We start from the raw sequence: 22,859 nt of genomic DNA on the forward strand, positions 1-22,859 counted from the left end.
AAGCTAGAGGACAGGCGGTCACTCTCAGGTGTTCGGCTCGACCTTTTCATATTGCCGGTCATACAATCTGCGGAACAGACCGTTTTCTTCCAGCAGGCTGTTCAGGTCGCCCTGCTCTTCGACGCGCCCGTCCTTGATGACGAGGATGAGGTCGGAATTGATGATGGTGGACAGGCGGTGCGCGATCACGATTGTGGTGCGCCCTTTGGTCAGATCGTCCAGCGCCTGCTTGACCAGATGTTCGGACTCGGAATCCAGCGCGCTTGTGGCCTCGTCCATCAGCAGGATTGGACTGTCCCTGAGTACGGCCCGTGCGATGGCCAGACGTTGACGCTGACCGCCCGACAGGCTGGCGCCGTTCTCGCCAACGATGGTGTCATAACCGTCGTCAAACTGGCTGATAAAGTCATGGGCATGCGCTGCCTTGGCCGCCGCCATGATCTCTTCGTCGGTCGTTTCAGGTTTCCCCAGGGCGATATTCTGCCGGATCGTACCGGAGAACAGGAAGGTGTCCTGCCCGACAAAGGCGATCTTTTCGCGGAGCGAGGCCAAGGTCGCCTCGCGCAAGTCCACATCCCCGATCTCGACCTGCCCGGTGGTGGGGTCATACATGCGCATGATCAGGTTCATGATGGTGGATTTGCCGCCGCCCGATGGCCCGACAAGTGCTGTGGTCTTGCCGGCGGGAAACTCGATGTCGAGCCCGTTGAGGATTCTCTGATCGTCCTTGTATTCGAAATGCACGTCCCGCAGATGCACGGCACTTGCACCCGATGGCAGGTCCCGCGCGTTCTCTGCTTCGACCAGCGTGATGGGCATATCGACAACATCATACATGATGCTAACGCCGATCATTCCTGCTTCGATCGTGACCCGCATCCGGGCCAGACGCTTGGCCGGTTCATATGCCATCAAGAGTGCTGTCACAAACGACATCAACTGCCCTGGTGAGCTGGCTTCTTCGCCAAAGAGATTGACAACGCTCAGCGCCACCACCGCCGCAATTGCAAACCCAGACAGGGTTTCCATCAACGGGCTGGTGGCCGCCTCAAGCCGCGCGATGGCGTTGGCGCGGTCTTCGACATTGGCGACGGCGGAGTCCATCCGCTTGTTCATGCGGTCCTCAAGTGCAAAGGCCTTGACGACGCGGATCCCAATCGCCGTTTCCTGAATGACCTTGATGATCTCCGCCATGGAGGTCATTTCGGCCTGCATGATATCGCGCACGCGCACAAGGATGCGGCGCACGCCATACAGCGCGACGGGTCCAAAGATCAAAGAGAACAGGGATAGCGTGGGCTGCTGGTAGATCATCACGGCAATCAGGCCGATCAGTGTCAAAAGATCGCGCACAAAGCCCATCACCAGGGTTTCAACGACCGTTCGCGCGGCTTGGGCAGAGTAGGTCACCCGCATCAGAAGGTCGGATGAATCCCGTTCGTTGAAGAACGATACGCCGTGTTTCAAGATGGCAGAGTAAAGCCTGCGTTGCTGCGCCGCGACGATGCTGTTGCCAGCTCGGCTCAAAAACACGGTCTGCGTGTATGTCGCGATCCCTTTGACAGTAAAAATCAGAGCAACAGACGCTGCTACGGCAAAGACCTGTGCCCGATTGCCGGACTCCATCATCGAATCGATGATGTCCTTCATGATCCAGGCGGTAAGCGCAGTCGTCGCGGCAATACCGACCATCGCGACCATGGCGATGGAATAGTTTTTTACCTGCAGGCGGAAGTTTTCTCGCAGCAGGCGGACGATCAGTCTGCTGTTCAATTTGTCGAGCGTGCTCTCAAACATGCAGATACATTCTGGTTCCGTTGGACAAGGATGGACAGCTAGGCATTAAACTACATGCTGTAAAGTCGAAACGCACGTGACGCGGCATCATGCAGCGCGCGCGCTCAGAAGTACGGCCGTGTAGCCGTTCTTGTGGTATTTGCCCGCTTCACTTGTTTCTGAGGTGCAGTGGTAACACGTTCGCCTGGTCCTCCACGGTGTTTGTTACCGTCGGATAGATGTTTGTTGCATGCAGGGTTCATACGCAAGCCATGGGAAAAGTCGGCAGTTTCAGACTTCATCACTGCATCCCAGCCGTTCCCCCTTTTTCTCCTTCAGCTTCCCTCGCCTGCCATAGCATCATCGACTCTATCACTGTTCGAATGGCCCATGCCATTTTGATCCCCTTGGTGTCCGCTGGTCAGATGTTTGGCTACGGTATATGGCGGCCGCATCAAAGACGGACGAGAACAGGCGTATACTGGCAATGAACCAGAACCCTGAAAAACAGTAGCGCAGATCCCCAGACTGTGGGCGCCTCAGATATCGAGCGTGTTCTCTTTTTCCCAGCTTGAAAAATGGTACACGAATGATGTCCATTCCTGATGTTTGAGCTTCAGGAAGGCGTCTGAAAACTCCTGGCCCATCATCCCCTTCAACGCGGCATCGTCGTTGTAGGCCCGTAATGCGTCCAGCATGTTGAGCGGCAGTTTTGCCGCGTCTTTGACTGTGTGCCCTTCGGCATACATGTCGATGTCCAGCCTCTTGCCCGGATCGGCCTTGTCCCGCAGTCCCGAAAGCCCGGCCGCGATGATGACAGCCTGCAACAGATACGGGTTCGCTGCGCCGTCCGCGAGGCGCAGTTCGAAGCGGCCGGGGCCGGGCACGCGGACCATGTGCGTGCGATTGTTGCCGGTCCATGTCACGGTACTCGGTGCCCATGTCGCCCCCGACATTGTGGTGGGCGCGTTGAGCCGTTTGTAGGAGTTGACGGTCGGGTTGGTGATTGCAGCCATTGCGGTGGCATGCTGCATAATCCCGCCAAGGAAATGCTTGCCCTCGGCGCTCAGGCCGACCTCACCCGTGGGGCCGTCCCCCTCGCCCGCAAAGACGTTGGTTGTCGCGGCATCGCCCGGCGCGTCCCAGACCGAGACGTGGGTGTGACAGCCGTTGCCCGTCAGACCCTCGACCGGTTTCGGCATGAACGTTGCGCGAAACCCATGCTTTTCAGCGACCGACTTGGTCATAAACTTGAAGAAGCTGTGCTTGTCGGCGGTCTTCAGGACATCGTCGAATTCCCAATTCATCTCGAACTGGCCGTTCGCGTCCTCGTGGTCGTTCTGATACGGCCCCCAGCCCAGATCCAGCATGTAGTCGCAGATCTCGCGCACGACGTCATAGCGGCGCATGACCGCCTGTTGGTCGTAGCAGGGCTTTTCCGCCGTATCGAAGGGGTCGCTGATCTGGTTTCCGTCCGGTGTCAGCAGAAAGAACTCTGCCTCGACCCCTGTCTTGACGTGCAAGCCCTGTGCCGCTGCCTCATCAATCAACCGCCGCAGGACGTTGCGCGGGGCCTGGGCGACGTCTTCGCCCTCCATCACGCAATTGGCCGCAACCCAGGCCACTTCGGGTTTCCACGGTAGCTGAATGACCGACGACGGGTCCGGCACGGCGAGCATGTCGGGATGGGCAGGGGTCATGTCGAGCCACGTGGCGAACCCGGCAAAGCCTGCGCCCTCGTCCTGCATGTCCGCGATGGCCTGCGCTGGCACCAGCTTGGCGCGCTGCCCGCCGAACAGATCGGTGAACGAGATCATGAAGTATTTGACGCCGTTGTCCTGCGCGAAAGCGGCCAGATCCGTTGTCATGATGCGCTCTCCCTTCTCAATTAATGTCTGAAATGCAAAACCGCGCTGCTCAAAACCCCGGCTTGCCGGGATACCAATCGGTCCCGGCCAGCGGCACGCGGGCCATGGCGGCAGCCTCCATCGTTAGGGCGCACAGGTCTTCGGGTTCGAGGTTGTGCAGATGGTTGTGACCGCAGGCGCGGGCGATGGTCTGCGCCTCAAGCGTCATGACCTTCAGGTAGTTGCGCAGCCGCCGCCCCGCATCAACCGGATCAAGCCGCGCGGCGAGCGCCGGATCCTGCGTCGTGATGCCAGCGGGGTCGTTGCCCGCATGCCAGTCGTCATAGGCGCCAGCGGTGGTGCCCAGCTTTTGATACTCGGCCTCCCATTTGGGATCATTGTCGCCCAACGCGATCAGTGCGGCAGTGCCGATGGCGACGGCATCCGCGCCCAAGGCCATCGCCTTGGCCACATCAGCACCGTTGCGGATGCCGCCCGAGATCACGAGCTGCACCTCGCGATGCACGCCCAGATCCTGCAGCGCCTGCACGGCTGGACGGATACAGGCCAGCGTCGGGATGCCGACATTTTCGATAAACACATCCTGCGTGGCGGCCGTGCCGCCCTGCATCCCGTCCATGACAACCACGTCGGCCCCGGCTTTGACCGCCAGCGCCGTGTCGTAATAGGGCCGCGTCGCGCCGACCTTCACATAGATCGGCACCTGCCAGCCGGTGATTTCGCGCAATTCGAGGATCTTGATCTCAAGATCATCCGGCCCGGTCCAATCCGGGTGCCGACAGGCGGAGCGTTGGTCGATCCCCTTGGGCAAAGTACGCATCTCGGCCACGCGATCGCTGATCTTTTGCCCCAGCAGCATGCCGCCACCACCGGGTTTCGCCCCCTGCCCGACCACGATTTCGATAGCATCCGCCTTGCGCAGATCATTGGGGTTCATGCCGTAGCGCGATGGCAGGTACTGATAGACCAGCTTGTCCGAATGCTCCCGTTCTTCGGGTGTCATACCGCCGTCCCCTGTCGTCGTAGACGTACCCGCGGCCGAGGCGCCGCGCCCGAGCGCCTCCTTGGCGGGTCCAGACAGAGCGCCAAAGCTCATCCCGGCGATGGTGATGGGAATATCCAGTTCAATCGGCTTTTGCGCAAAACGCCCGCCCAGCGTCACCGATGTCTCGCACCGTTCGCGGTATCCTTCGAGCGGATAGCGCGAGACCGATGCGCCTAGAAACAGCAGGTCGTCAAAATGCGGCACACGCCGTTTCGCCCCACCTCCACGGATGTCGTAAATCCCAGTTTCCGCCGCCCGCCGGATTTCGGCATTAACCGCGTTGCTGAAGGTCTCCGATTGGATCGGAACGGTGCGCGGTGTGGTGTCATCCGTTTGTGTCATCCCCCTCTCCTTCAATACGCCGCCGAGGTGTCGACATCGAAGTTGTAAAGCTTTCGCGCCGAGCCATAGCGCGTGAACTCTTCCGCTTTCGCATCAGCACCAGCGCGCTCTAGCAGGGTTTCCAGTAAGGCAAGATGCTCTGGCCGCATCTCCTTTTCGACGCAATCCGCACCAAGGCTTTTGACCGATCCACGCACGAACAGGCGCGCCTCATAGAGCGAGTCCCCCAGCGCATCGCCCGCATCGCCGCACACCACCAAAGTACCTGCCTGCGCCATGAAGGCGGACATGTGACCGATATTGCCGTGCACGACGATGTCGATCCCCTTCATCGAAATGCCGCAGCGTGAACTGGCGTTGCCCTTGATCACCAGCAGCCCGCCATGGCCGGTGGCCCCGGCGTACTGGCTGGCGTCGCCTTCCACGATCACTTCACCCGACATCATGTTCTCCGCCACACCCGGCCCTACGGACCCTTCGACCCGCACGGTTGCCTGCTGGTTCATGCCCGCACAGTAGTAGCCCGTGGATCCTTTGACCGTCACGTCGATGGGTGCGTCGAGGCCCACGGCAATGGCATGGCTGCCCTTGGGGTTGATAATCTCCCACCGGGTCTGGTTCGTTTGGGCGTGCAGGGCGGCGTTGAGCCCCCGCAACCCGTCTGCTTCCAGGTCATAGGTCTGCATCTCAGGCCGCCTTGTCGTGGATGGTCTGCCCATCAGCGTGAGACCAGAAATAGACCGTCGCCGGTTCAGGCTCCCACACGCGCGCGATGTCGATACCGGGCAGGTTGACCAACGCCCGGTATTCGCTGCCGAAGGCCACATATTGATCCGTTTCCGCCATCACAGCCGGTTTGCAGGCGATAGGATCCCGCAGCACACCAAAGCCGTCTTTCGTGCCAACGACAAAGGTAAAGAAGCCGTCGAGGTCATCGAGGCCCGACTGCAATGCCTCTCCCAGCGTCGCGCCCTGCATCATCTTCCACGTGAGGTAGGCCGCCCCCACTTCGGTGTCGTTTTCGGTCTGGATCGTCACGCCCTCGCGCCGCAGCTTTCGGCGCAGCGCATTGTGGTTCGACAGCGACCCGTTGTGAACGAGGCATTGATCGCTGCCGGTGTTGAAGGGATGCGCGCCCATGGTCGTCACAGCGGATTCAGTTGCCATGCGTGTGTGCCCGATCCCATGCGTGCCACTCATGCGGCTCAGGTCGAAACGCGCCGCCACGTCACGCGGTAGCCCCACCTCCTTGTAGATCTCAAGCGTGTCGCCCCGGCTCATAACCCGAACTCCGGGTCGCATCTCTGCCAGCGCCTTTTGTGCCGCGTCGAACTGATCGCTTGGGATGTGCAGCACTGCGTGCGTGTCGATCACCCGTTGCGTGACATGGGTGCCCAGCGTAGCGCCCAGCTCCGCGTCCAACGCAGTAAAATCCGTTTCGGGGCCCGACGATTGCAGCGTCAGCTTCACATGGCCTTCTACCTCGTCGCCATAGATCGCGATGCCCGCACTGTCCGGCCCACGATCCGTCATGGTGATCAGCATCTCGGTCAACATGTGCCCAAGCTGCGGCGCGAGCGATTGGTCCTTCAGGAATAGTCCGACGATTCCGCACATGGCTGTCAGCGCTCCCAGCGTGTGTCATTGCCGCTGTAGGCTAGGCAGAAACCGTCCCATCAACAAGAACATGAGGAAATATTTTTTCCCTTCATGCAAATATCTGCTGAAATTCAGGGCACGGGACTGCTGCCAAAGCTTATCGGTTATGACCGACAGTAAGCCGTTCCGATTTGAAATTGTCCGGTCTGACGGCCCGGGTCAGTTGACCTGCGGATAGCTGATAACAGACAGGTAGCGCGCGGGCAGGCGGACCAAATGCTCGGGCCCATGCGGCGCATCGGCGTCAAAGAACAGCGTATCGCCGGGCTTCAGCGGATACACGCGGTCGCCATGCCGGTAATCGACTTCACCTTCCAACATGTAAATCGTCTCGATTCCGCCATGTTGGAAGGTCGGGAACACGTCGGATTCGGCGGTCAGGGTGATCAGGTACGGCTCGACAATGACGCCGGATCCGTTGGCCCCGATGTGCCCGAGCAAACTGTATTGGTGGTTGGCGCGCGTGCCTTCGCGGTCCAGCTCAACGCCCTGCCCCGCTCGCGTGTGCACCGCCTCGCGCCGTTCTTCGAATTGACGAAAGAAGCTGGTCAGCGGAACGGACAGCGCATCGGCCAAAAGCTGCAACGTGGTCAGCGATGGCGAGGTGTTGCCGTTCTCAATCTTCGACAGCATGCCAATCGACAGCCCGGTCACGCGCGCAAGCTCCGCTACTGTGGTGTTCTGCTGCTTGCGCCGCGCGCGGACTTCTCGTCCGATGGCGATTTCCAGCACCTTCTCGCGCTCGCCCGACCGCATCGAATGCGGATCCTGGGTCAGCTTCGGCGCCGGAACTTTGTCGTTTTCGTTCATGTCGCTGCCAGACTGCTGCCCATGCTGGGCCAGATTGTTTTCCTGATAGGAAAAATTCGGGAAAGGTAAAAGGAACTCCGCGCGCCCGTTTAATGCAACATACCGTCTTCACCCGGCGTCGTGACGGTTTGACCCCCCGACAGCGCGTGTCAGGTCCCGTGCTGCGTCGACAACCGAGCGGCTGATACGCTCGGTCACATCCCACCCCATCCGCGTCGCAGGACCGGACACCGAGATACCGGCCACCGCCTCACCATACATGTCAAAGACCGGGGCCGCGATGCAGCGCATGCCCAGGTTCTTCTCCTCTGCGTCAATTGCATATCCCCGCGCGCGGGTGCGGCGCAACTCTTGCACCAGTGCGTCCGGCGCAACCAGCGTATGCGCGGTGAAGGTTTCAAGACTGCGCCCCTTTAGCCACTGGCCAAACCGGTCCTCATCCATGAACGCCAACAGCGCCTTGCCGATGCCCGAGGCGTGCATGTCCGACAACGTGCCGGGCGGAAAGAAGGCGCGGATGCTCTCATGCGTCTCAACCTGGTTCAGAAACAGCACCATGCCGCCCTTTTCGATCCCCAGGTTCGCCGTTTCGCCCGTGCGCTCCATTAGGGCGCGCAGGATGGGCCGCGCCCGGTCCACCAGACTGGTCCGGCGCAAAAACCGCGCCCCAATGACAAAGGCCCGCGCGCCCACATACCATCGCTGTTCCTCGGGATCGAACTCTACCAGCCCGCGCGCCTCCAGCGTGATGAGCACCCGGTAGACCGTTGCGGGCGACTGGCTCAGTTCCGACGCCAGTTGCGACAGCGTCTTGCCCTGATCCGCACTGAGGTACTCGAAAATCTCCATCGCCCTGTCGAGCGACTTGATCGTGTTCTGCTCGGTCTTGTCGTCCCATCCCCTTGGCCGTCCACGGGCACGACGGGGATTCTCCTGGGTGTTTTGCGCGCCCGACATACGATCCTCCGACATTTGTGAAAATGTATTTCGCAATATGAAAAATACAAGCGCCTGTTTCTCAAGCATATTTCAGCAGCGCTCCGACCCTGGTCATATTTCATGCAAAAATTTCATGCGTCGCGGCCCTGTCGTAGAAAGGAGGTGCAGATAGGAGGGCGCTATGAGTTTTCAGAACCCCGTTTTCATTCCGGGACCGACGAACATTCCCGAAAGCCTGCGCAAGTCATGCGACATGCCGACCATCGACCACCGCTCGCCGCTCTTCGGCGGCATCCTCAACGCCGCCCGCGATGGTGTGCGTCAGGTGCTAAAATCCGAAACAGCGGACGTGTTCATCTTCCCCGCCACCGGCACCGGCGGTTGGGAAACCGCCCTGACCAACACACTCAGCCACGGCGACACTGTGCTGGCGGCCCGCAACGGGATGTTTTCGCACCGCTGGATCGACATGTGCCAGCGCCTCCGGCTCGACGTGCGTGTGGTCGAAACGCCCTGGGGCCACGGCATCCCCCACGCACAGTTTGCAGAGATCCTCGCCGCCGACACATCGCACCAGATCAAGGCGGTGCTCGCCACGCACAACGAAACAGCCACGGGTGTCACGTCCGACATCGCGGCAGTGCGCAACGCGATGGACGCCTCAGACCACCCGGCACTTCTGTTCGTGGATGGCGTATCTTCCATCGGTTCCATCGACTTCCAGTTTGACGGCTGGGGTGTCGACGTCGCCGTGACCGGGTCGCAAAAGGGCTTCATGCTGCCCGCGGGCCTCGCCATCGTCGGGTTCAGCGCCAAAGCCATGGCGGCCCAACCCTCGGCCCAACTGCCGCGCACCTTCTTCGACATCCGCGACATGGCCGATGGCTACGCGGCGGGCGCCTACCCCTACACCCCAGCCGTGGGTCTGATGAACGGGCTCAGCCACGCCTGCACCATGTTGCTGAGCGAGGGGCTCGACACCGTGTTCGCCCGCCACCACCGCATCGCCTCCGGCGTACGCGCGGCCGTGTCGGCGTGGGGCCTTGAACTCTGCGCCGCCTCTCCTGATCTTTATTCGGACACGGTCAGCGCAATCCGCACACCAGCGGGCTTTGACGCCAGCCGCATCGTCAGCCACGCGGCTACAACATACGGCGTCGCATTTGGCGGCGGGCTCGGAGAGGTCGCAGGCAAGGTGTTCCGCATCGGCCACCTGGGCAGCCTGACAGACGTGATGGCACTGTCCGGCATCGCCACGGCCGAGATGTGCATGGCCGATCTGAGCCTCGACATCACCCTCGGGTCCGGCGTCGCTGCTGCGCAACAGGTCTACCGCGCGCACGGTGCTGCCAACGTACAGAAGGATGCCGCGTGATGAAGGATATGACCGACATGATCATTCCGACCTATCAGGACATGCTCGACGCGCACGACCGCATCGCGCCCCATATCCGCCGCACCCCGGTGCGCACCTCGGACTACCTCAACGAACTCACCGGCGCGCAGCTCTTCTTTAAATGCGAAAACTTCCAGGAACCGGGCGCCTTCAAGGTGCGCGGTGCCACCAACGCGGTCTTCGGCCTCGATGACGCACACGCGGCCAAGGGGGTCGCGACCCACTCCTCCGGCAACCACGCCTCCTGCCTCAGCTATGCCGCGATGCGCCGGGGCATACCCTGCAACGTGGTCATGCCGCGCACAGCACCGCAGGCCAAGAAAGACACCGTCCGCCGCTACGGCGGGCAGATCACGGAATGCGAACCCTCAACCACCTCGCGCGAAGAAACCTTTGCCAAGGTGCAGGCGGAAACGGGCGGCGATTTCGTACACCCTTACAACGACCCGCGTGTGATCGCTGGCCAAGGCACCTGTTCACGCGAATTCATGGAACAGACCGACGGGCTCGACATGATGTTGGCCCCTATCGGCGGGGGCGGCATGATATCGGGCACCTGTCTGACACTGTCCACACTCGCGCCCGAGGTCGAGATCATCGCAGCCGAACCCGAACAGGCCGATGATGCCTATCGCAGTTTCAAGGCGGGCCATATCATCGCCGATGACGCGCCCAAGACCATTGCCGATGGCTTGCTTGTCCCGCTCAAGGAACTGACCTGGCATTTCGTATCGAACCACGTCACCGACATCTTCACCGCGTCCGAGGATGAGATCATCGACGCGATGAAACTGACGTGGAAGCACCTGCGCGTGGTGATGGAGCCGTCCTGCGCCGTGCCCCTAGCCATCATCCTGAAAAACAAGGAACGCTTCGCGGGCAAACGCGTGGGCGTCATCATCACCGGCGGCAATGTCGACCTCGACACGCTGCCCTGGATCAAGGGAGACTGACCAATGAACGCACCTGTCAACCTCAACACCCTCGAAGTGGGCTTTGACGTGCCCGCGCAGCCCGGCATGGACGCCGCCGACATCCAGACGCCCGCGCTGGTCCTCGACTTGGGCGCGCTGGAACGCAACATCAAGAAAATGGGCGACTACGCAGCGGCGCACGGAATGCGCCACCGCGTCCACGGCAAGATGCACAAGTCAGTCGACGTGGCAAAGATGCAGGTCGAGCTGGGCGGCGCCTGCGGCGTCTGCTGCCAAAAGGTGTCGGAGGCCGAAGTCTTCGCCCGTGGCGGCATCAAAGATGTACTTGTCTCCAACCAGGTCCGCGACCCGGCCAAGATCGACCGGCTGGCCCGCATGCCCAAACTCGGCGCCCGCACGATCTGCTGCGTCGATGACATCGTAAACGTGGCCGACTTGTCCGCCGCTGCCCAGAAACACGGCACCACCGTCGAATGTCTGGTCGAGATTGACTGCGGCGCCGGGCGCTGCGGCGTGACGACCACCGACGCTGTGGTCGAGATCGCCTCTGCCATCGACGCCGCCCCCGGCCTGAAATTCGCGGGTATTCAAGCTTACCAAGGCGCCATGCAGCACATGGACAGCTACGACGACCGCAAAGAGAAAATCGACATTGCCATTGCCATGGTGCGCGACGCTGTCGATGGGCTGAAAGCCAAGGGGCTGGAATGTGACATCGTCGGCGGCGGCGGCACCGGCTCCTACTACTTCGAAAGCAATTCGGGCGTGTACAATGAATTGCAATGCGGCTCCTACGCCTTCATGGACGCCGATTACGGCCGCATCCTGGACAAGGACGGCAACCGCATCGACCGGGGTGAGTGGGAAAACGCCTTCTTCATCCTCACACAGGTGATGAGCCACGCGAAGGCCGATAAGGCCATCGTGGATGCGGGGCTGAAGGCGCAATCGGTCGACAGCGGCCTGCCGGTGATCTTCGGGCGTACAGACGTCGAATACGTCAAATGCTCCGACGAACATGGCGTCGTGGCCGACCCCGATGGCGTGCTGAAGGTGGGCGACAAGCTGCACCTTGTCCCCGGCCATTGCGACCCCACCGCCAATGTCCACGACTGGTATGTGGGCGTGCGGGACGGCAAGGTCGAAACGCTCTGGCCCATCTCGGCGCGCGGTAAGGCGTTCTAGGCGCGACCCCCTCATCCTCCCAATGGCCCGTCACCGGGCCACACCTACCGGGGGCAGGCCCGACCTGCCCCCTTTTCTGACCAACGGACTGACCCAAATGCTGATTGTGCCCGAAAAAGACATCGCCGACCTCATGACGCGGCAAGCCGCCTTCGACGCCGTAGAACAGGTCTTTGCCGCGATGGCGGCGGAGGACGCCTACAACTTCCCCGTCGTACGCGAGGCCATCGGGCACGAGGACGCGCTTTATGGTTTCAAGGGCGGCTTTGACCGCGCGGGCGCGACGCTCGGTCTGAAAGCAGGCGGTTACTGGCCCCACAACCTGGAAAAGCGGGATTTGATCAACCACCAGTCCACCGTGTTCCTGTTCGACCCCGACACCGGCAAACCTGCCGCCATGGTCGGGGGCAACCTGCTGACGGCCCTGCGCACGGCGGCTGCCTCCTCAGTCTCCATCAAACACCTCGCCCGCCCCGACGCGAAAGTCCTCGGCATGATCGGCGCGGGCCATCAGGCCACGTTCCAGTTGCGGGCCGCCCTCGAACAGCGCGACTTCGAACGGGTCATCGGCTGGAACTACCACCCCGACATGCTGCCCAACATCGCGAAGGTCGCCGAAGAGGCGGGCCTCCCCTTCGAAGCGGTCGACCTGCCCGGCATGGTCGATGCCGACGTCATCATCTCGATCACCTCCGCCTTCGCCCCGTCGCTCATGGCCGACCACGTCAGCCCCGGCACCCACATCGCCTGCATGGGCACTGACACCAAGGGCAAGCAAGAGGTCGAAGCCGCCCTCTTTGCCCGCGCCACTGTCTTTACCGACGAGGTGGCGCAGTCCGTCTCCATCGGTGAGGCGCAGCACGCCATCGCCGCCGAGCTGATCGAGGCATCCGACATCCACCAGATCGGCGCCGTCATCAACGGCGCGCATCCGGGGCGCTCGGGCGACACTGACATCACGCTCTTCGACGGCACCGGCGTCGGGCTCCAGGACCTCGCCGTCGCCGCCCGCGTTGTTGACCTGGCCGAGAAAAAGGGTATCGCAATCCACGTCGACTTCTGACGCGATCACAAAGGCCAAGGCAGTGAAGATCTTTATCAACGGGTTCGGCCGCATCGGCCGCACGGTGCTGCGGCAAGTGCTGTCGGGGCACAAGGACGTCCAAATCGTCGGCATCAACGACATCGCGCCGCTCGACACCTGCGCGTACCTCTTCCGCTACGATTCCGTCTACGGCCCCTTTCCCGGTGAGGTGACATCCGAACAAGACGCGCTGGTCATTAACGGGCAGCGCATCCCATTTGCCAACACACCGGACCTGTCCACACTCGACCTGAAGGGCGTCGACATCGTCATGGAATGCACCGGCAAGGCAGGCACGCGCGCCATCGCGACACGCGGTCTCACAGTCGGCGCCAACCGCGTCCTGATCTCAGGCCCCTCCGACGCCGCCGATCAGACAATCGTGCTAGGGGCAAACGACCACGAACTGACCGACGCCCGCATCATCTCCAACGCCTCCTGCACCACCAACGCCATCGCGCCCCTGCTCAAAACGCTGGACGACGCATTCGGCATCACCCACGGACACATCACGACAATCCACTGCTACACCGGCAGCCAGCCGACAGTAGACGCCCCCGGCCCCAGCTTTGAACGCAGCCGCGCGGCGGCGGTGTCCATGGTGCCCACGACAACCAGCGCTGCAAACCAGATCGCACGCATCCTGCCGGAGATAGACGGGCGGCTCAGCGTCTCGGCTGTCCGCGTGCCCTGCATCAGCGTGTCATCCGTCGATGCCGTCCTGCAACTGCGCGACACACCGACCGAAGACGCAACCACAACGCTCGATGCGTGCCTCAAGGAAAACCCGGTCATCGGCATCACCCATGACCCCTGCGTCTCATCCGACCTGCGCGCACGACCCGAGTCGCTCATCGTTGCCCTGCCCGAAACCCAGTGGATCGGCGCGACGCAACTGCGCCTGCTTGGCTGGTACGACAACGAATGGGGCTTTTCCGCGCGGATGATCGACGTCGCCCGTGCGATGACGGCTTAACCGCCGGTATCGGCGACCAACCCCTGCCCCTCGATGGCAGCAATGGCACAGGCTTCGTCATTGTCTGAACTGTCACCCGTGATGCCGATCCCACCGACCAGCACGCCATCCCGCAGGATCAGCACACCGCCCGGCACCGGCACCAGCGCGCCACCATTCAGCGCATTCATCGCATCAATAAAGTACGGCTGCTCCTGCGCCCGGTTAAACAGCGCGCGCGAGCCCAAACCCATGGCAACCGCCCCCTTCGCCTTGCCCTGCGCAATCTCAGCCCGCAGGTTGCTGGTGCCATCCTCGCGTTGCAGCGCCACCAGATGGCCCCCCGCATCAATGACCGCAATGGTCAGCGGTTTCATGTTGTGCGCGCGCCGATATTCCAGCGCCGCCGCGATCAGTGCGTTGGCCAGATCAAGGTCCATGTTCAGTCCTTCGGGAAATCATCGGGCCGCCCGGCCAGAACCGGGCAGCCCATGGGAGGTTAGTTATAGAAGTAGTCGACCAGGAACAGCGGGATCGCCGGGATGTAGGTGCACATCAACAGCACCGTCAGCAGGACCGCGATGAAGTAGATATTCACCTTGGTCACGTCCCAGATATTCGCCCGCGCCACCGCACAGGCGGTGATCAACACGCTCGCCACAGGCGGCGTCTGCTGCCCGATCGCCAAGTTCAGCGTCACCACCAGACCGAAGTGGATCGGGTTGATCCCCACCGCGTCGATCAGCGGGATAACAATCGGCACCACAAGAATGATGGCCGCCGCCGAGTGCAGGAAGAACCCGATCACCAGGAAGAAGAAGTTGAGGATTAGAAGGACCACCCACTTGTTGTCAGTGATGCTCAGGATCGCGCCCGCCAGTTCCTGCGGATACTGCGCACGGGTCAGGAACCCGCCCATGACCACGGACGCGGCCACCAGCAGCATAACAACCGCCGTCTGCATACCCCCGTCCAGCATCGAGCGTTGCAGGTGGCGCAGATCGACCTGCCGATACCACAGGCTGATCGCGATGGCCGCCAGCACGGCCAGCCCCGCCGCCTCGGTCGCTGTGACATAGCCGCCAAAGATACCACCAAGGATAATCACCGGCAGGGCAAAGGTCGGCAGAGCGTCAACGAATGCGCGCCAAAGCACCCGACCCGAAAACGCCTCTTCCCGCGGCAGGTCATAGCGCACCGCAAACCAGTAGGCGACGCCCATCAACCCAGCAGCCCCCATCAGACCGGGCACGACACCCGCGACAAACAACTGCTCCACCGACACGTTGGCCGATGTTGCGTACAGGATCATAGGAATGGACGGCGGAATGATGATGGCCAGCGAGGCCGAGGACGACGTGACCGCCGCCGACAGCGCACCGGAATAGCCACGCTTTTTCATCTGCGGGATCATCACCGACCCCATCGCCGCCACATCCGCGACAGCCGAGCCGGAGATCTCGGCAAAGAACAGTGACACACCAATGTTCACATGCGCCAGCCCGCCCCGGATGAACCCGATCAGCGCCGCCACGAAGTTGATCAGCCGGTCGGTGATGCCACCCGCGTTCATGATCGCGCCCGCCAGCACGAACATCGGGATGGCGATCAGCGAAAACTTGGTCGCGCCGCCATACATATCGAGTGCGACGTTCACCAGCGACCCGGTGCCTTCAAGCACCAGCAAGCCCCCAATGGCCGACACGGCCAGCGCCACGCCAATAGGCACGTTCAGACAGATCATCGCCACCATCGCGATGAAGATCCCCAGCATCAGCATCAGGCGTTCCCCGCTTTCTTCATCTCGGTTTCCACCTCTTCTTCGATCTCAGCATGTTCCAGCGACACGCCCGATGCGGTCTTGCGCCAGTAATCGGGCAGGCTCAGCGCCTGACAGATCAGGAACAACACGGCACCGATGGGAATGACGGATTGGGCAAAGCTGACCGGCACCCAGGTCAGTGACACCAGCGACATGCCCCCCAGGATGGTCATCACCGTGTATCCGGCCCACGCGAGCAGCACGAAAAAGCCTGCTGTGACCAGCTCGGCCAGCGCCACAGCCCACATGCGCCACGGCATCCCGATGGAGAGCAGCACGCTGTCAAACCCGATATGGCGCCGCCGCAAAACAGCCAGCGCCGACCCGTAATAGGTGATCCACGCCAGCATGATCGCCGCCACCTCGTCATACCAGGCCAGGCTCGACCCCAAGAGGCGGTAGGTCACGGCGACCACCACGACAGTCGTCAGGATCACCATCAACAGGATCACGAAGTTTTCGAGGACAACCTCAAAGAAAGTCTGCAGTGCTTTGAGCATGGGAGGTCCTTGCCGGGCGCCGGGCCCGGAGAAGTCAGAAGACGATGTCATTTAAGCGTACCCTAAAGCAGGCAAGGGACCGATTGCGGCCCCTCGCCCGGTCTCAGGTCAGGACCCTGAGGCGAGGTTCTGGATACGCTCGATCAGGTCCGCGCCGCCATCCACGGTGCTCGCAAACTCGTCGTAGATCGCGGTAGAGGCGTCGATGAAGGCTTGGTTGTCCGCCTCGTTCACTTGCACACCGGCTGCCTTGATCACATCGAGGAGTTCTACTTCCAGCTTCGCGGCATGGTCATAGACGAAATCCTGCGTCTCGGCCCCGCACGCCTCAAGATCGGCACGCACGTCTTCGGGCAGTTGCTGCCAGCGCCGCTCGGACACCAGAACATACCCGGGGGTATAGACGTGTCCGGTGATCGACAGGTATTCCTGCACTTCCTGGAACTTGGCCGACGCGATCTGGGCATAGGGGTTTTCCTGCCCGTCAATTACGTTGGTCTGCAGTGCGGTGAACACTTCCGAGAACGCCATCGGCGTCGGGTTGGCACCATATTGCTGGAACATCTTCACCCGCCACTCGCCATTGGGCGTACGCAGCTTGATGCCTTGCAGGTCCTCGGGCGTGTTGATGGGACGCGTATTGTTGGTGATGTGGCGGAAGCCATTTTCGAAGTAGCCAATGATCCGGTAGCCTTGGCTTTGCGCGGCCTCCTGGAACACATCTCCCAACTCGGCCTGAATGCGGCGCATGTGGTCGCGGTCCTGCACGATGTAGGGCATCTCGAACACGCCGAACTCGGGCGCCACCGACGACATCACCGACGACGGCAGCGAGAAATCGACCTGCCCCAGCTTCAGCTTCTGCAGCAGCTCACGGTCCTTGCCCAGCTGGCTCGCGCCAAAGGTTTGCACCTCGGCCCGGTCGCCTAGCTTGCCGTTCGCACATTCGGCAAAGGCATCCGCCGATGCCTCAAACAGCGAGCCAGGGTTGCCAACATGGCCAAAGCGCAGGGTCAGGTCGGCCGCCGTCGCTGCCAAAGGCATGGCAATGGCCGCCACACTGGCCAGTATGGTTGCTTTGAGTTTCATGGTTTTCCTCCCTTGGTGCCCCGTTTTTGGGGCGTTATTCCGCGGCCACCCGCGTATCTGTCGTGTCCTTCAGATGCTCCATCGCCGCCTGCGCGCCGCCCGCCTGATGCGGGACACCGGCCTTGGCCAAGCCCATCTCGACCCCGGACAAGGTCGCCATCAGCATCAAATCGTTGAAATCGCCCAGATGCCCGATGCGGAACACCTTGTCGGCCACCTTGGACAGGCCATTGCCCAGCGAAATGTCATAGTGCTTGAGCGTCGTCGCCCGGAACCCATCCGCCGAATGCCCGCCCGGCATCAAAACAGCGGTCAGCACGCCGGACTCTTCACCCTGCCGCGCGCACAGCACTTCCAGCCCCCAGGCCCGGACCGCCGCCCGCGTCGCCGCACCGTGCCGCGCATGACGGGCAAAGACATTGTCCAGCCCCTCTTCATGCAGCATCGCGATGGCCTCGTTCAGACCATAAAGCAGGTTGGTGCCCGGCGTGTACGGGAAATACCCCGTCTCGTTCGGACCCACCATGTCCTGCCAATCCCAGTAGCTGCGCGGCGTCTCGACGCTCTTAGAATGCTCCATCGCCCGTGCACTCACGGCGTTAAAGCTCAGCCCCGGCGGCAGCATCAGACCCTTCTGAGAGCCCGACACACACACATCCACGCCCCACTCGTCAAAGCGGAAGTCAATCGAGGCCAGGCCCGAAATCGTATCCACCATCAAAAGCGCCGGATGCCCCGCCGCATCAATCGCCTTGCGCACCTCGGCCACATTCGAAACCGACCCGGTCGAGGTCTCGTTGTGCACAACACACACCGCCTTGATCTCGTGGCCCGTATCCTCGCGCAGCCGCGCCTCGATCCGGTCAGGCTCTGCCCCGCCGCGCCAGTCCCCTTCCAGAAACTCCGGCTCCATCCCGATCTTGCGCGCCATCTTGTTCCACAAGGTCGCGAAATGCCCCGTCTCAAACATCAGCACCTTGTCACCGGGGTTCAGCGTGTTGACCAGCGCCGCTTCCCACGCACCGGTGCCCGAGGACGGGTAGATGAACACATGGCTTTCGGTCTTGAAGATGCTCTTCATCCCCTCCAGCGCCGTCTTGCCCACCTCGGCAAAATCCGGGCCGCGATGGTCAATGGTCTGCGCGCTGATGGCACGCAGGATACGGTCTGGCACCGCACTCGGCCCCGGAATCTGCAGGAAATGTCGGCCAGCCTGGCGCATGGATATTATCCTCCCGAAATGCGCCGTTTGCCCGACGCGATTAGCTGTTGCAAAAAACGTAATTATGAATTCATTATTCAGTCAAGCAAAATCTTGAAGCCCCGTAGAACGGGCCGGGATTGGGAGGTTACATAGAACACATGCGAGAAAACACGCATCTTTTCAAACGCTTGGCTTCAGAAGCACAGGGTGAGGTCATGGCCGATCCCGCCAGCCGCGCACGATACGCCACCGACGCCTCCATCTACCAAATGGTACCAGAAGCGGTCGTTTTGCCCCGGTCAGAGGCCGATGTCGAAGCCGTCATGCAGATCGCGCGAGAGGAAGAAACACCCGTCCTGCCACGAGGTGGCGGCACCTCACAATGCGGTCAAACGGTCAACCGTGCCGTGGTGCTCGACAACACACGCCATCTGAACAAGATCATCCACATCGATCCCGAAAAGCTCACCGTCAAGGTGCAGCCAGGCGTCGTCCTTGACGAATTGAACCGCGCCCTGAAACCGCACGGCCTGTGGTTCCCTGTCGATCCCTCCACCGCCTCGCGCTGCACGCTGGGCGGCATGGCCGCCAACAACTCCTCGGGCGGCAAATCCCTGCGCTACGGCATCATGCGCGACAACGTCCGCGCGATCTCTGCCATTCTGCCCGATTGCACCCGCGCCCGCTTCAACGGCGCCGACCCTGCACCCGGCCCCTACGCCGATCTGGTATGCGACATGCGCGCCCTCGGCCAGCGCGAAGCGGACGAAATCGATGCCCGCTTCCCCGAGGTCCAACGCCGCGTCGGCGGCTACAACATCGACGCCCTGACAGGCAATGACGTGAACATGGCTCACCTACTCGTGGGGTCAGAAGGCACGCTGGCCTATTTCACCGAACTGGACCTGAGCCTCGCCCACCTGCCCGGCGAAAAGGTGCTGGGCATCTGCCACTTCCCCACCTTCTACGCGGCGATGGATGCCGCGCAGCATCTGGTCACGCTGGACCCGCAAGCGGTCGAGCTGATCGACGACACGATGATCGCACTCGGGCGCGCCATCCCACTTTTCGCCAAAACCATCGAGGCGTTCGTCGAAGGCGCCCCCGCCGCTCTCCTGCTGGTTGAATTCGCCGAAGGGGACGCCGCCGCCAACGCCGCCAAACTCGCGCAACTCGCCGACCTCATGGGCGATCTGGGTTTTGCCTTCTCAGAAACCGACGCACGCTGGGGCGGTGTCGTGCCCGTCAGCGACCCGAACCTGCAAAACGCCATCGCCGAATACCGCAAATCCGGCCTCAACGTGATGATGTCCATGAAAGAGGCGGGCAAACCCATCTCATTCGTCGAGGATTGCGCCGTCGCCCTGCCGGACCTTGCCGAATACACCCAAGGCCTCACCGACATCTTCGCCCGCCACGGCACGAAGGGGACATGGTATGCCCACGCCTCCGTCGGCTGCCTTCACGTGCGCCCCGTCCTGAACATGCGGCAGGACAAGGACGTCAAAACCATGCGCGCCATTGCCGAGGAATGCTTTGACCTCGTCAAGCACTACAAAGGCTCGCATTCCGGCGAACACGGCGACGGCATCGTGCGCTCCGAATTCCACGAAAAGATGTTCGGCCCCCGCATCGTCTCGGCGTTCGAAGAGGTGAAGGCCCGCTTTGATCCCACCGGCCTGATGAACCCGGGCAAGATCGTGCACGCCTCCGCCATGGATGACCGCCGCGTCTTCCGCTACGGCCCGAATTACGAGGTGCCCGAGTTCGATACCGCCCTCGACTGGTCGGCCTGGCCGGGCGCCGCAGGCGGGTTTCAGGGCGCGGTCGAGATGTGCAACAACAACGGTGCCTGCCGCAAGCTGAAGGGCGGCGTCATGTGCCCCTCCTTCCGCGCCACCCGCAACGAACGCGACGCCACACGCGGGCGCGCCAACACCCTGCGCTTCGCCATCAGCGGCCAGATGCCCGGCGGGCTGACCTCGGACGCGATGGCCGATACCATGAAATACTGCGTCTCATGCAAAGCCTGCCGGCGCGAATGCCCCACCGGGGTCGACATGGCCCGCATGAAGATCGAGGTGCTGGTCGCCCGCCGCCGCGAAAACGGCCTCACCTTCGCCGACAAGCTGGTCGCCCATCTGCCCCGCTATGCCCCCCGGGCCGCACGGGTCGGGTGGTTGATGAACCTGCGCAACAAGATCGGCCCGGTCCGCAAACTCACCGAACGGCTCACCGGCGTGTCCCACCGCCGCGACCTGCCCATCTGGTCCGCGAACCCCTTCCGCGATGAGGAGGCGCAGGACCAAAACCCCGACGTTCTCCTCTTCGCCGACGTCTTCAACCGCTACTTCGAGCCTGAAAACCTCCGCGCCGCCATCAAGGTCATGCGCGCCGCCGGTATGCGCGTGGCTATGGCAAAAGACGGTTCAGGCATCAACCTCGACTGCGGCCGCACGCTCCTCGCCACCGGCTGCGTGGACGAAGCCCGCGCCGAAGCACAGCGCGTCATCGACGCCACCCGCGACGCCGTCGCCAGCGGCATCCCCATCGTCGGGCTCGAACCCTCCTCCATCCTCACCTTCCGCGACGAATTCCTCGCACTCTGCCCTGGCCCCGACGCCCAAGCGCTCGCCGACAACGCCAAGACGTTCGAGGAATTTTTGATCACCGCCCCCGCGCTCCCCCTCAAACCGCTGAACCGCCCCATCCACGTCCACGGCCACTGCCACCAGAAGGCGCACGCGGCCGTCACCCCCATGCTCGACCTCCTGCGCCAGATCCCCGACGCGCAGGTGCACATGATCGAAACCAGCTGCTGCGGCATGGCGGGCGCATTCGGCTACGCCCCCGACACGATCGACGTCTCGCTCAAGATGGCCGGGCTCGACCTCTTCCCGGCGCTCGACGCCGCCCCCGACGACGCGATCGTCGTCGCCGATGGCACCTCTTGCCGGCACCAGATCACCGACGGCACGCCGCGCAGGCCAATGCACGTCGCACGCTTGCTGGAACAGGCACTTGATGGCTAGGATACCGACATGAACCTGACCCAAAGCATCAAACGCCCGACCCTGCACGAAGAGCTCGTGGAACGGCTCCGCGACCTCGTGGTCGAAGACGCGCTGAAACCCGGCGAAAAGGTACCGGAGAAAGACCTCTGCGCCTCCTTCGGCGTCTCCCGCACGCCCCTGCGCGAAGCGCTTAAGGTGCTCGCCTCCGAAGGGCTAGTCGAGCTGCAGGCCAACCGCGGCGCCCGCGTGACCGAGGTGACGCGGCAAGAGCTGGAAAACACCTTCCCCCTGATCGCAGTCCTCGAACAGCTGGCAGGCGAACAGGCCTGCACGCACATGGACGCCGCCGCCATCGCGCACATCGCCCAGCGGCACGACGACATGATCGCCGCCTACAAGGCGCGCGATAGGCAGGCGTACTTCCAGGCCAACCAGGACATCCACAACGCCCTGATCGAAGGGGCGAAAAACGAGGTGCTCGAAGCGCACCACCGCATGCTCGCCGTTCGCGTCCGGCGCGCGCGCTTCATGGTGAACCTGTCCGACGAACGCTGGTCACAGGCCATCGCGGAACACGAACAGATGATGGAAAAGCTGCACGCCCGCGACGCCGAAGGCCTCGGCGCGCTGATGAAGCAACACATGCTGAACAAGTTCACCGCCCACATGAAAGCATTCGGAGCGGACGACGCGGCCTAGGCTCCGTCAGGTCATCACAAACAGATCCTTGTGCGCCTCCCGCAGCAGGCTCTTCTGCACCTTGCCCATCGTGTTTCGCGGCAATTCATCCACGACAATCAGCGCGCGCGGGTGCTTGAACCGCGCCAATGACGCCGCCGCAGCCGCCTTGATCCCCTCGACATCCGGCGTCTCACCCGCCACCGGCACAATCAGCCCCACCACCGTCTCTCCAAAATCATCATGCGGCACGCCGATGACCGCACTTTCCAGCACACCGGGCTGGTCATCCAGCACCAACTCGATCTCCTTAGGGTATATGTTGTAGCCGCCCGAGATGATCAGATCCTTGTCGCGGCCAACAATATGCACATACCCGTCCGCGTCGATCTTCCCCAGATCGCCGGTGATGAAAAACCCGTCCGCGCGCAGCTCGGCCGCGGTCTTTTCCGGCATCTTCCAATAGCCCTGAAAGACATTCGGCCCCCGCACCTCAATCAGCCCCACCTCACCGTCGACCACAGGCTGGCCGCTCGCACGGTCCGTCACCTTCAGTTC

Annotated in this window: 19 protein-coding genes and 1 pseudogene; 7 read left to right on the forward strand and 13 right to left on the reverse strand. The window is 62.2% G+C overall.

Going from position 1 to position 22,859, the window contains the following annotated elements; translation table 11 throughout:
• Positions 1-24 precede the first annotated feature (24 nt).
• The 7 genes from RA29_RS19460 to bhcR form a co-directional block, all read right to left on the reverse strand.
• A complete protein-coding gene (locus RA29_RS19460; RefSeq protein ID WP_039689180.1) occupies positions 25-1,797 on the reverse strand; it encodes an ABC transporter ATP-binding protein in 1,773 nt (590 codons plus the stop codon).
• Between the two features lie 518 nt (positions 1,798-2,315).
• Positions 2,316-3,644 (reverse strand): type III glutamate--ammonia ligase, encoded by a 1,329-nt coding sequence (glnT, locus tag RA29_RS19465; protein WP_039689182.1) that lies wholly within the window; start codon positions 3,642-3,644, stop codon positions 2,316-2,318.
• Positions 3,645-3,693: 49 nt separating this feature from the next.
• Complete coding sequence (locus tag RA29_RS19470) at positions 3,694-5,031, reverse strand: FMN-binding glutamate synthase family protein (RefSeq protein WP_039689183.1); 1,338 nt, start codon at positions 5,029-5,031, stop codon at positions 3,694-3,696.
• A gap of 11 nt (positions 5,032-5,042) precedes the next feature.
• The gene (locus tag RA29_RS19475) at positions 5,043-5,717 is read right to left on the reverse strand and encodes a protein glxC (RefSeq protein WP_039689185.1); all 675 of its coding nucleotides are present in this window, start codon (positions 5,715-5,717) and stop codon (positions 5,043-5,045) included.
• A gap of 1 nt (position 5,718) precedes the next feature.
• Positions 5,719-6,648 (reverse strand): glutamine amidotransferase family protein, encoded by a 930-nt coding sequence (locus RA29_RS19480; RefSeq protein WP_039689187.1) that lies wholly within the window; start codon positions 6,646-6,648, stop codon positions 5,719-5,721.
• 201 nt (positions 6,649-6,849) lie between these two features.
• Positions 6,850-7,500 (reverse strand): helix-turn-helix domain-containing protein, encoded by a 651-nt coding sequence (locus RA29_RS19485; RefSeq protein ID WP_039689189.1) that lies wholly within the window; start codon positions 7,498-7,500, stop codon positions 6,850-6,852.
• Positions 7,501-7,608: 108 nt separating this feature from the next.
• Positions 7,609-8,457 carry an HTH-type transcriptional regulator BhcR gene (gene bhcR / locus RA29_RS19490; protein WP_039689191.1) on the reverse strand — a complete coding sequence of 283 codons (849 nt, stop codon included), beginning with the start codon at positions 8,455-8,457 and terminating at the stop codon, positions 7,609-7,611.
• Positions 8,458-8,620: 163 nt separating this feature from the next.
• Here bhcR and bhcA point away from each other — a divergent pair, with 163 nt between their 5' ends.
• The 5 genes from bhcA (at position 8,621) to RA29_RS19515 (ending at position 14,015) form a co-directional block, all read left to right on the forward strand.
• Positions 8,621-9,814, forward strand: coding sequence for an L-aspartate--glyoxylate aminotransferase BhcA (bhcA, locus tag RA29_RS19495; protein WP_039689193.1), 1,194 nt, complete (start codon positions 8,621-8,623; stop codon positions 9,812-9,814).
• Positions 9,814-10,788, forward strand: coding sequence for a beta-hydroxyaspartate dehydratase BhcB (bhcB, locus tag RA29_RS19500; RefSeq protein WP_039689195.1), 975 nt, complete (start codon positions 9,814-9,816; stop codon positions 10,786-10,788). Before bhcA ends, bhcB begins: the two co-directional genes overlap by 1 nt.
• 3 nt (positions 10,789-10,791) lie before the next feature.
• Positions 10,792-11,955, forward strand: coding sequence for a 3-hydroxy-D-aspartate aldolase BhcC (gene bhcC, locus RA29_RS19505; protein ID WP_039689197.1), 1,164 nt, complete (start codon positions 10,792-10,794; stop codon positions 11,953-11,955).
• Between the two features lie 97 nt (positions 11,956-12,052).
• A complete protein-coding gene (gene bhcD / locus RA29_RS19510) occupies positions 12,053-13,018 on the forward strand; it encodes an iminosuccinate reductase BhcD (protein WP_039689199.1) in 966 nt (321 codons plus the stop codon).
• Positions 13,019-13,040: 22 nt separating this feature from the next.
• Positions 13,041-14,015 carry a glyceraldehyde 3-phosphate dehydrogenase NAD-binding domain-containing protein gene (locus RA29_RS19515; RefSeq protein ID WP_039689201.1) on the forward strand — a complete coding sequence of 325 codons (975 nt, stop codon included), beginning with the start codon at positions 13,041-13,043 and terminating at the stop codon, positions 14,013-14,015.
• On the opposite strand, the gene RA29_RS19520 is transcribed toward RA29_RS19515, so the two are convergent.
• The 5 genes from RA29_RS19520 to RA29_RS19540 all read right to left on the reverse strand — a co-directional run bounded on the left by RA29_RS19520 (position 14,012) and on the right by RA29_RS19540 (position 18,627).
• Positions 14,012-14,434, reverse strand: a complete 423-nt coding sequence (locus RA29_RS19520; RefSeq protein WP_039689203.1) for a heme-binding protein — start codon at positions 14,432-14,434, stop codon at positions 14,012-14,014. The two genes, RA29_RS19515 and RA29_RS19520, sit on opposite strands and share 4 nt — an antisense overlap.
• Positions 14,435-14,493: 59 nt before the next feature.
• Positions 14,494-15,774, reverse strand: a complete 1,281-nt coding sequence (locus tag RA29_RS19525) for a TRAP transporter large permease (protein WP_039689205.1) — start codon at positions 15,772-15,774, stop codon at positions 14,494-14,496.
• Positions 15,774-16,316, reverse strand: coding sequence for a TRAP transporter small permease (locus RA29_RS19530; RefSeq protein WP_039689206.1), 543 nt, complete (start codon positions 16,314-16,316; stop codon positions 15,774-15,776). Before RA29_RS19530 ends, RA29_RS19525 begins: the two co-directional genes overlap by 1 nt.
• A gap of 108 nt (positions 16,317-16,424) precedes the next feature.
• Positions 16,425-17,405 (reverse strand): TRAP transporter substrate-binding protein, encoded by a 981-nt coding sequence (locus RA29_RS19535; RefSeq protein WP_039689207.1) that lies wholly within the window; start codon positions 17,403-17,405, stop codon positions 16,425-16,427.
• A gap of 34 nt (positions 17,406-17,439) precedes the next feature.
• On the reverse strand, positions 17,440-18,627 hold the full coding sequence (locus RA29_RS19540; RefSeq protein ID WP_039689210.1) for an aminotransferase class V-fold PLP-dependent enzyme: 1,188 nt from the start codon (positions 18,625-18,627) through the stop codon (positions 17,440-17,442).
• 197 nt (positions 18,628-18,824) lie between these two features.
• Between RA29_RS19540 and RA29_RS19545 the strand changes: the two genes are divergently transcribed.
• Both RA29_RS19545 and RA29_RS19550 read left to right on the forward strand, forming a co-directional pair.
• Positions 18,825-21,641, forward strand: a complete 2,817-nt coding sequence (locus tag RA29_RS19545; RefSeq protein ID WP_241462662.1) for an FAD-binding and (Fe-S)-binding domain-containing protein — start codon at positions 18,825-18,827, stop codon at positions 21,639-21,641.
• 9 nt (positions 21,642-21,650) lie between these two features.
• Positions 21,651-22,322 (forward strand): GntR family transcriptional regulator, encoded by a 672-nt coding sequence (locus RA29_RS19550; RefSeq protein WP_039689214.1) that lies wholly within the window; start codon positions 21,651-21,653, stop codon positions 22,320-22,322.
• Positions 22,323-22,328: 6 nt separating this feature from the next.
• Here RA29_RS19550 and RA29_RS19555 read toward each other — a convergent pair.
• A pseudogene (locus tag RA29_RS19555) lies at positions 22,329-22,859 on the reverse strand (AMP-binding protein); the annotation flags it as partial.

It is taken from the genome of Tateyamaria sp. ANG-S1 (assembly GCF_000814025.1).
Classification (GTDB): Bacteria; Pseudomonadota; Alphaproteobacteria; order Rhodobacterales; family Rhodobacteraceae; genus Tateyamaria.

What these genes read in the sequence shown, in the direction of transcription:
- RA29_RS19475 (WP_039689185.1), bottom strand. Translation starts at nt 5,717, where the DNA reads ATGCAGACCTATGACCTGGAAGCAGACGGGTTGCGGGGGCTCAACGCC.
- RA29_RS19485 (WP_039689189.1), bottom strand. Translation starts at nt 7,500, where the DNA reads ATGAACGAAAACGACAAAGTTCCGGCGCCGAAGCTGACCCAGGATCCG.
- RA29_RS19545 (WP_241462662.1), top strand. Translation starts at nt 18,825, where the DNA reads ATGGCCGATCCCGCCAGCCGCGCACGATACGCCACCGACGCCTCCATC.
- RA29_RS19535 (WP_039689207.1), bottom strand. Translation starts at nt 17,405, where the DNA reads ATGAAACTCAAAGCAACCATACTGGCCAGTGTGGCGGCCATTGCCATG.
- RA29_RS19460 (WP_039689180.1), bottom strand. Translation starts at nt 1,797, where the DNA reads ATGTTTGAGAGCACGCTCGACAAATTGAACAGCAGACTGATCGTCCGC.
- bhcC (WP_039689197.1), top strand. Translation starts at nt 10,792, where the DNA reads ATGAACGCACCTGTCAACCTCAACACCCTCGAAGTGGGCTTTGACGTG.
- RA29_RS19480 (WP_039689187.1), bottom strand. Translation starts at nt 6,648, where the DNA reads ATGTGCGGAATCGTCGGACTATTCCTGAAGGACCAATCGCTCGCGCCG.
- RA29_RS19530 (WP_039689206.1), bottom strand. Translation starts at nt 16,316, where the DNA reads ATGCTCAAAGCACTGCAGACTTTCTTTGAGGTTGTCCTCGAAAACTTC.
- bhcA (WP_039689193.1), top strand. Translation starts at nt 8,621, where the DNA reads ATGAGTTTTCAGAACCCCGTTTTCATTCCGGGACCGACGAACATTCCC.
- RA29_RS19520 (WP_039689203.1), bottom strand. Translation starts at nt 14,434, where the DNA reads ATGGACCTTGATCTGGCCAACGCACTGATCGCGGCGGCGCTGGAATAT.
- RA29_RS19540 (WP_039689210.1), bottom strand. Translation starts at nt 18,627, where the DNA reads ATGCGCCAGGCTGGCCGACATTTCCTGCAGATTCCGGGGCCGAGTGCG.
- bhcR (WP_039689191.1), bottom strand. Translation starts at nt 8,457, where the DNA reads ATGTCGGGCGCGCAAAACACCCAGGAGAATCCCCGTCGTGCCCGTGGA.
- RA29_RS19470 (WP_039689183.1), bottom strand. Translation starts at nt 5,031, where the DNA reads ATGACACAAACGGATGACACCACACCGCGCACCGTTCCGATCCAATCG.
- RA29_RS19550 (WP_039689214.1), top strand. Translation starts at nt 21,651, where the DNA reads ATGAACCTGACCCAAAGCATCAAACGCCCGACCCTGCACGAAGAGCTC.
- bhcD (WP_039689199.1), top strand. Translation starts at nt 12,053, where the DNA reads ATGCTGATTGTGCCCGAAAAAGACATCGCCGACCTCATGACGCGGCAA.
- bhcB (WP_039689195.1), top strand. Translation starts at nt 9,814, where the DNA reads ATGAAGGATATGACCGACATGATCATTCCGACCTATCAGGACATGCTC.
- RA29_RS19525 (WP_039689205.1), bottom strand. Translation starts at nt 15,774, where the DNA reads ATGCTGATGCTGGGGATCTTCATCGCGATGGTGGCGATGATCTGTCTG.
- glnT (WP_039689182.1), bottom strand. Translation starts at nt 3,644, where the DNA reads ATGACAACGGATCTGGCCGCTTTCGCGCAGGACAACGGCGTCAAATAC.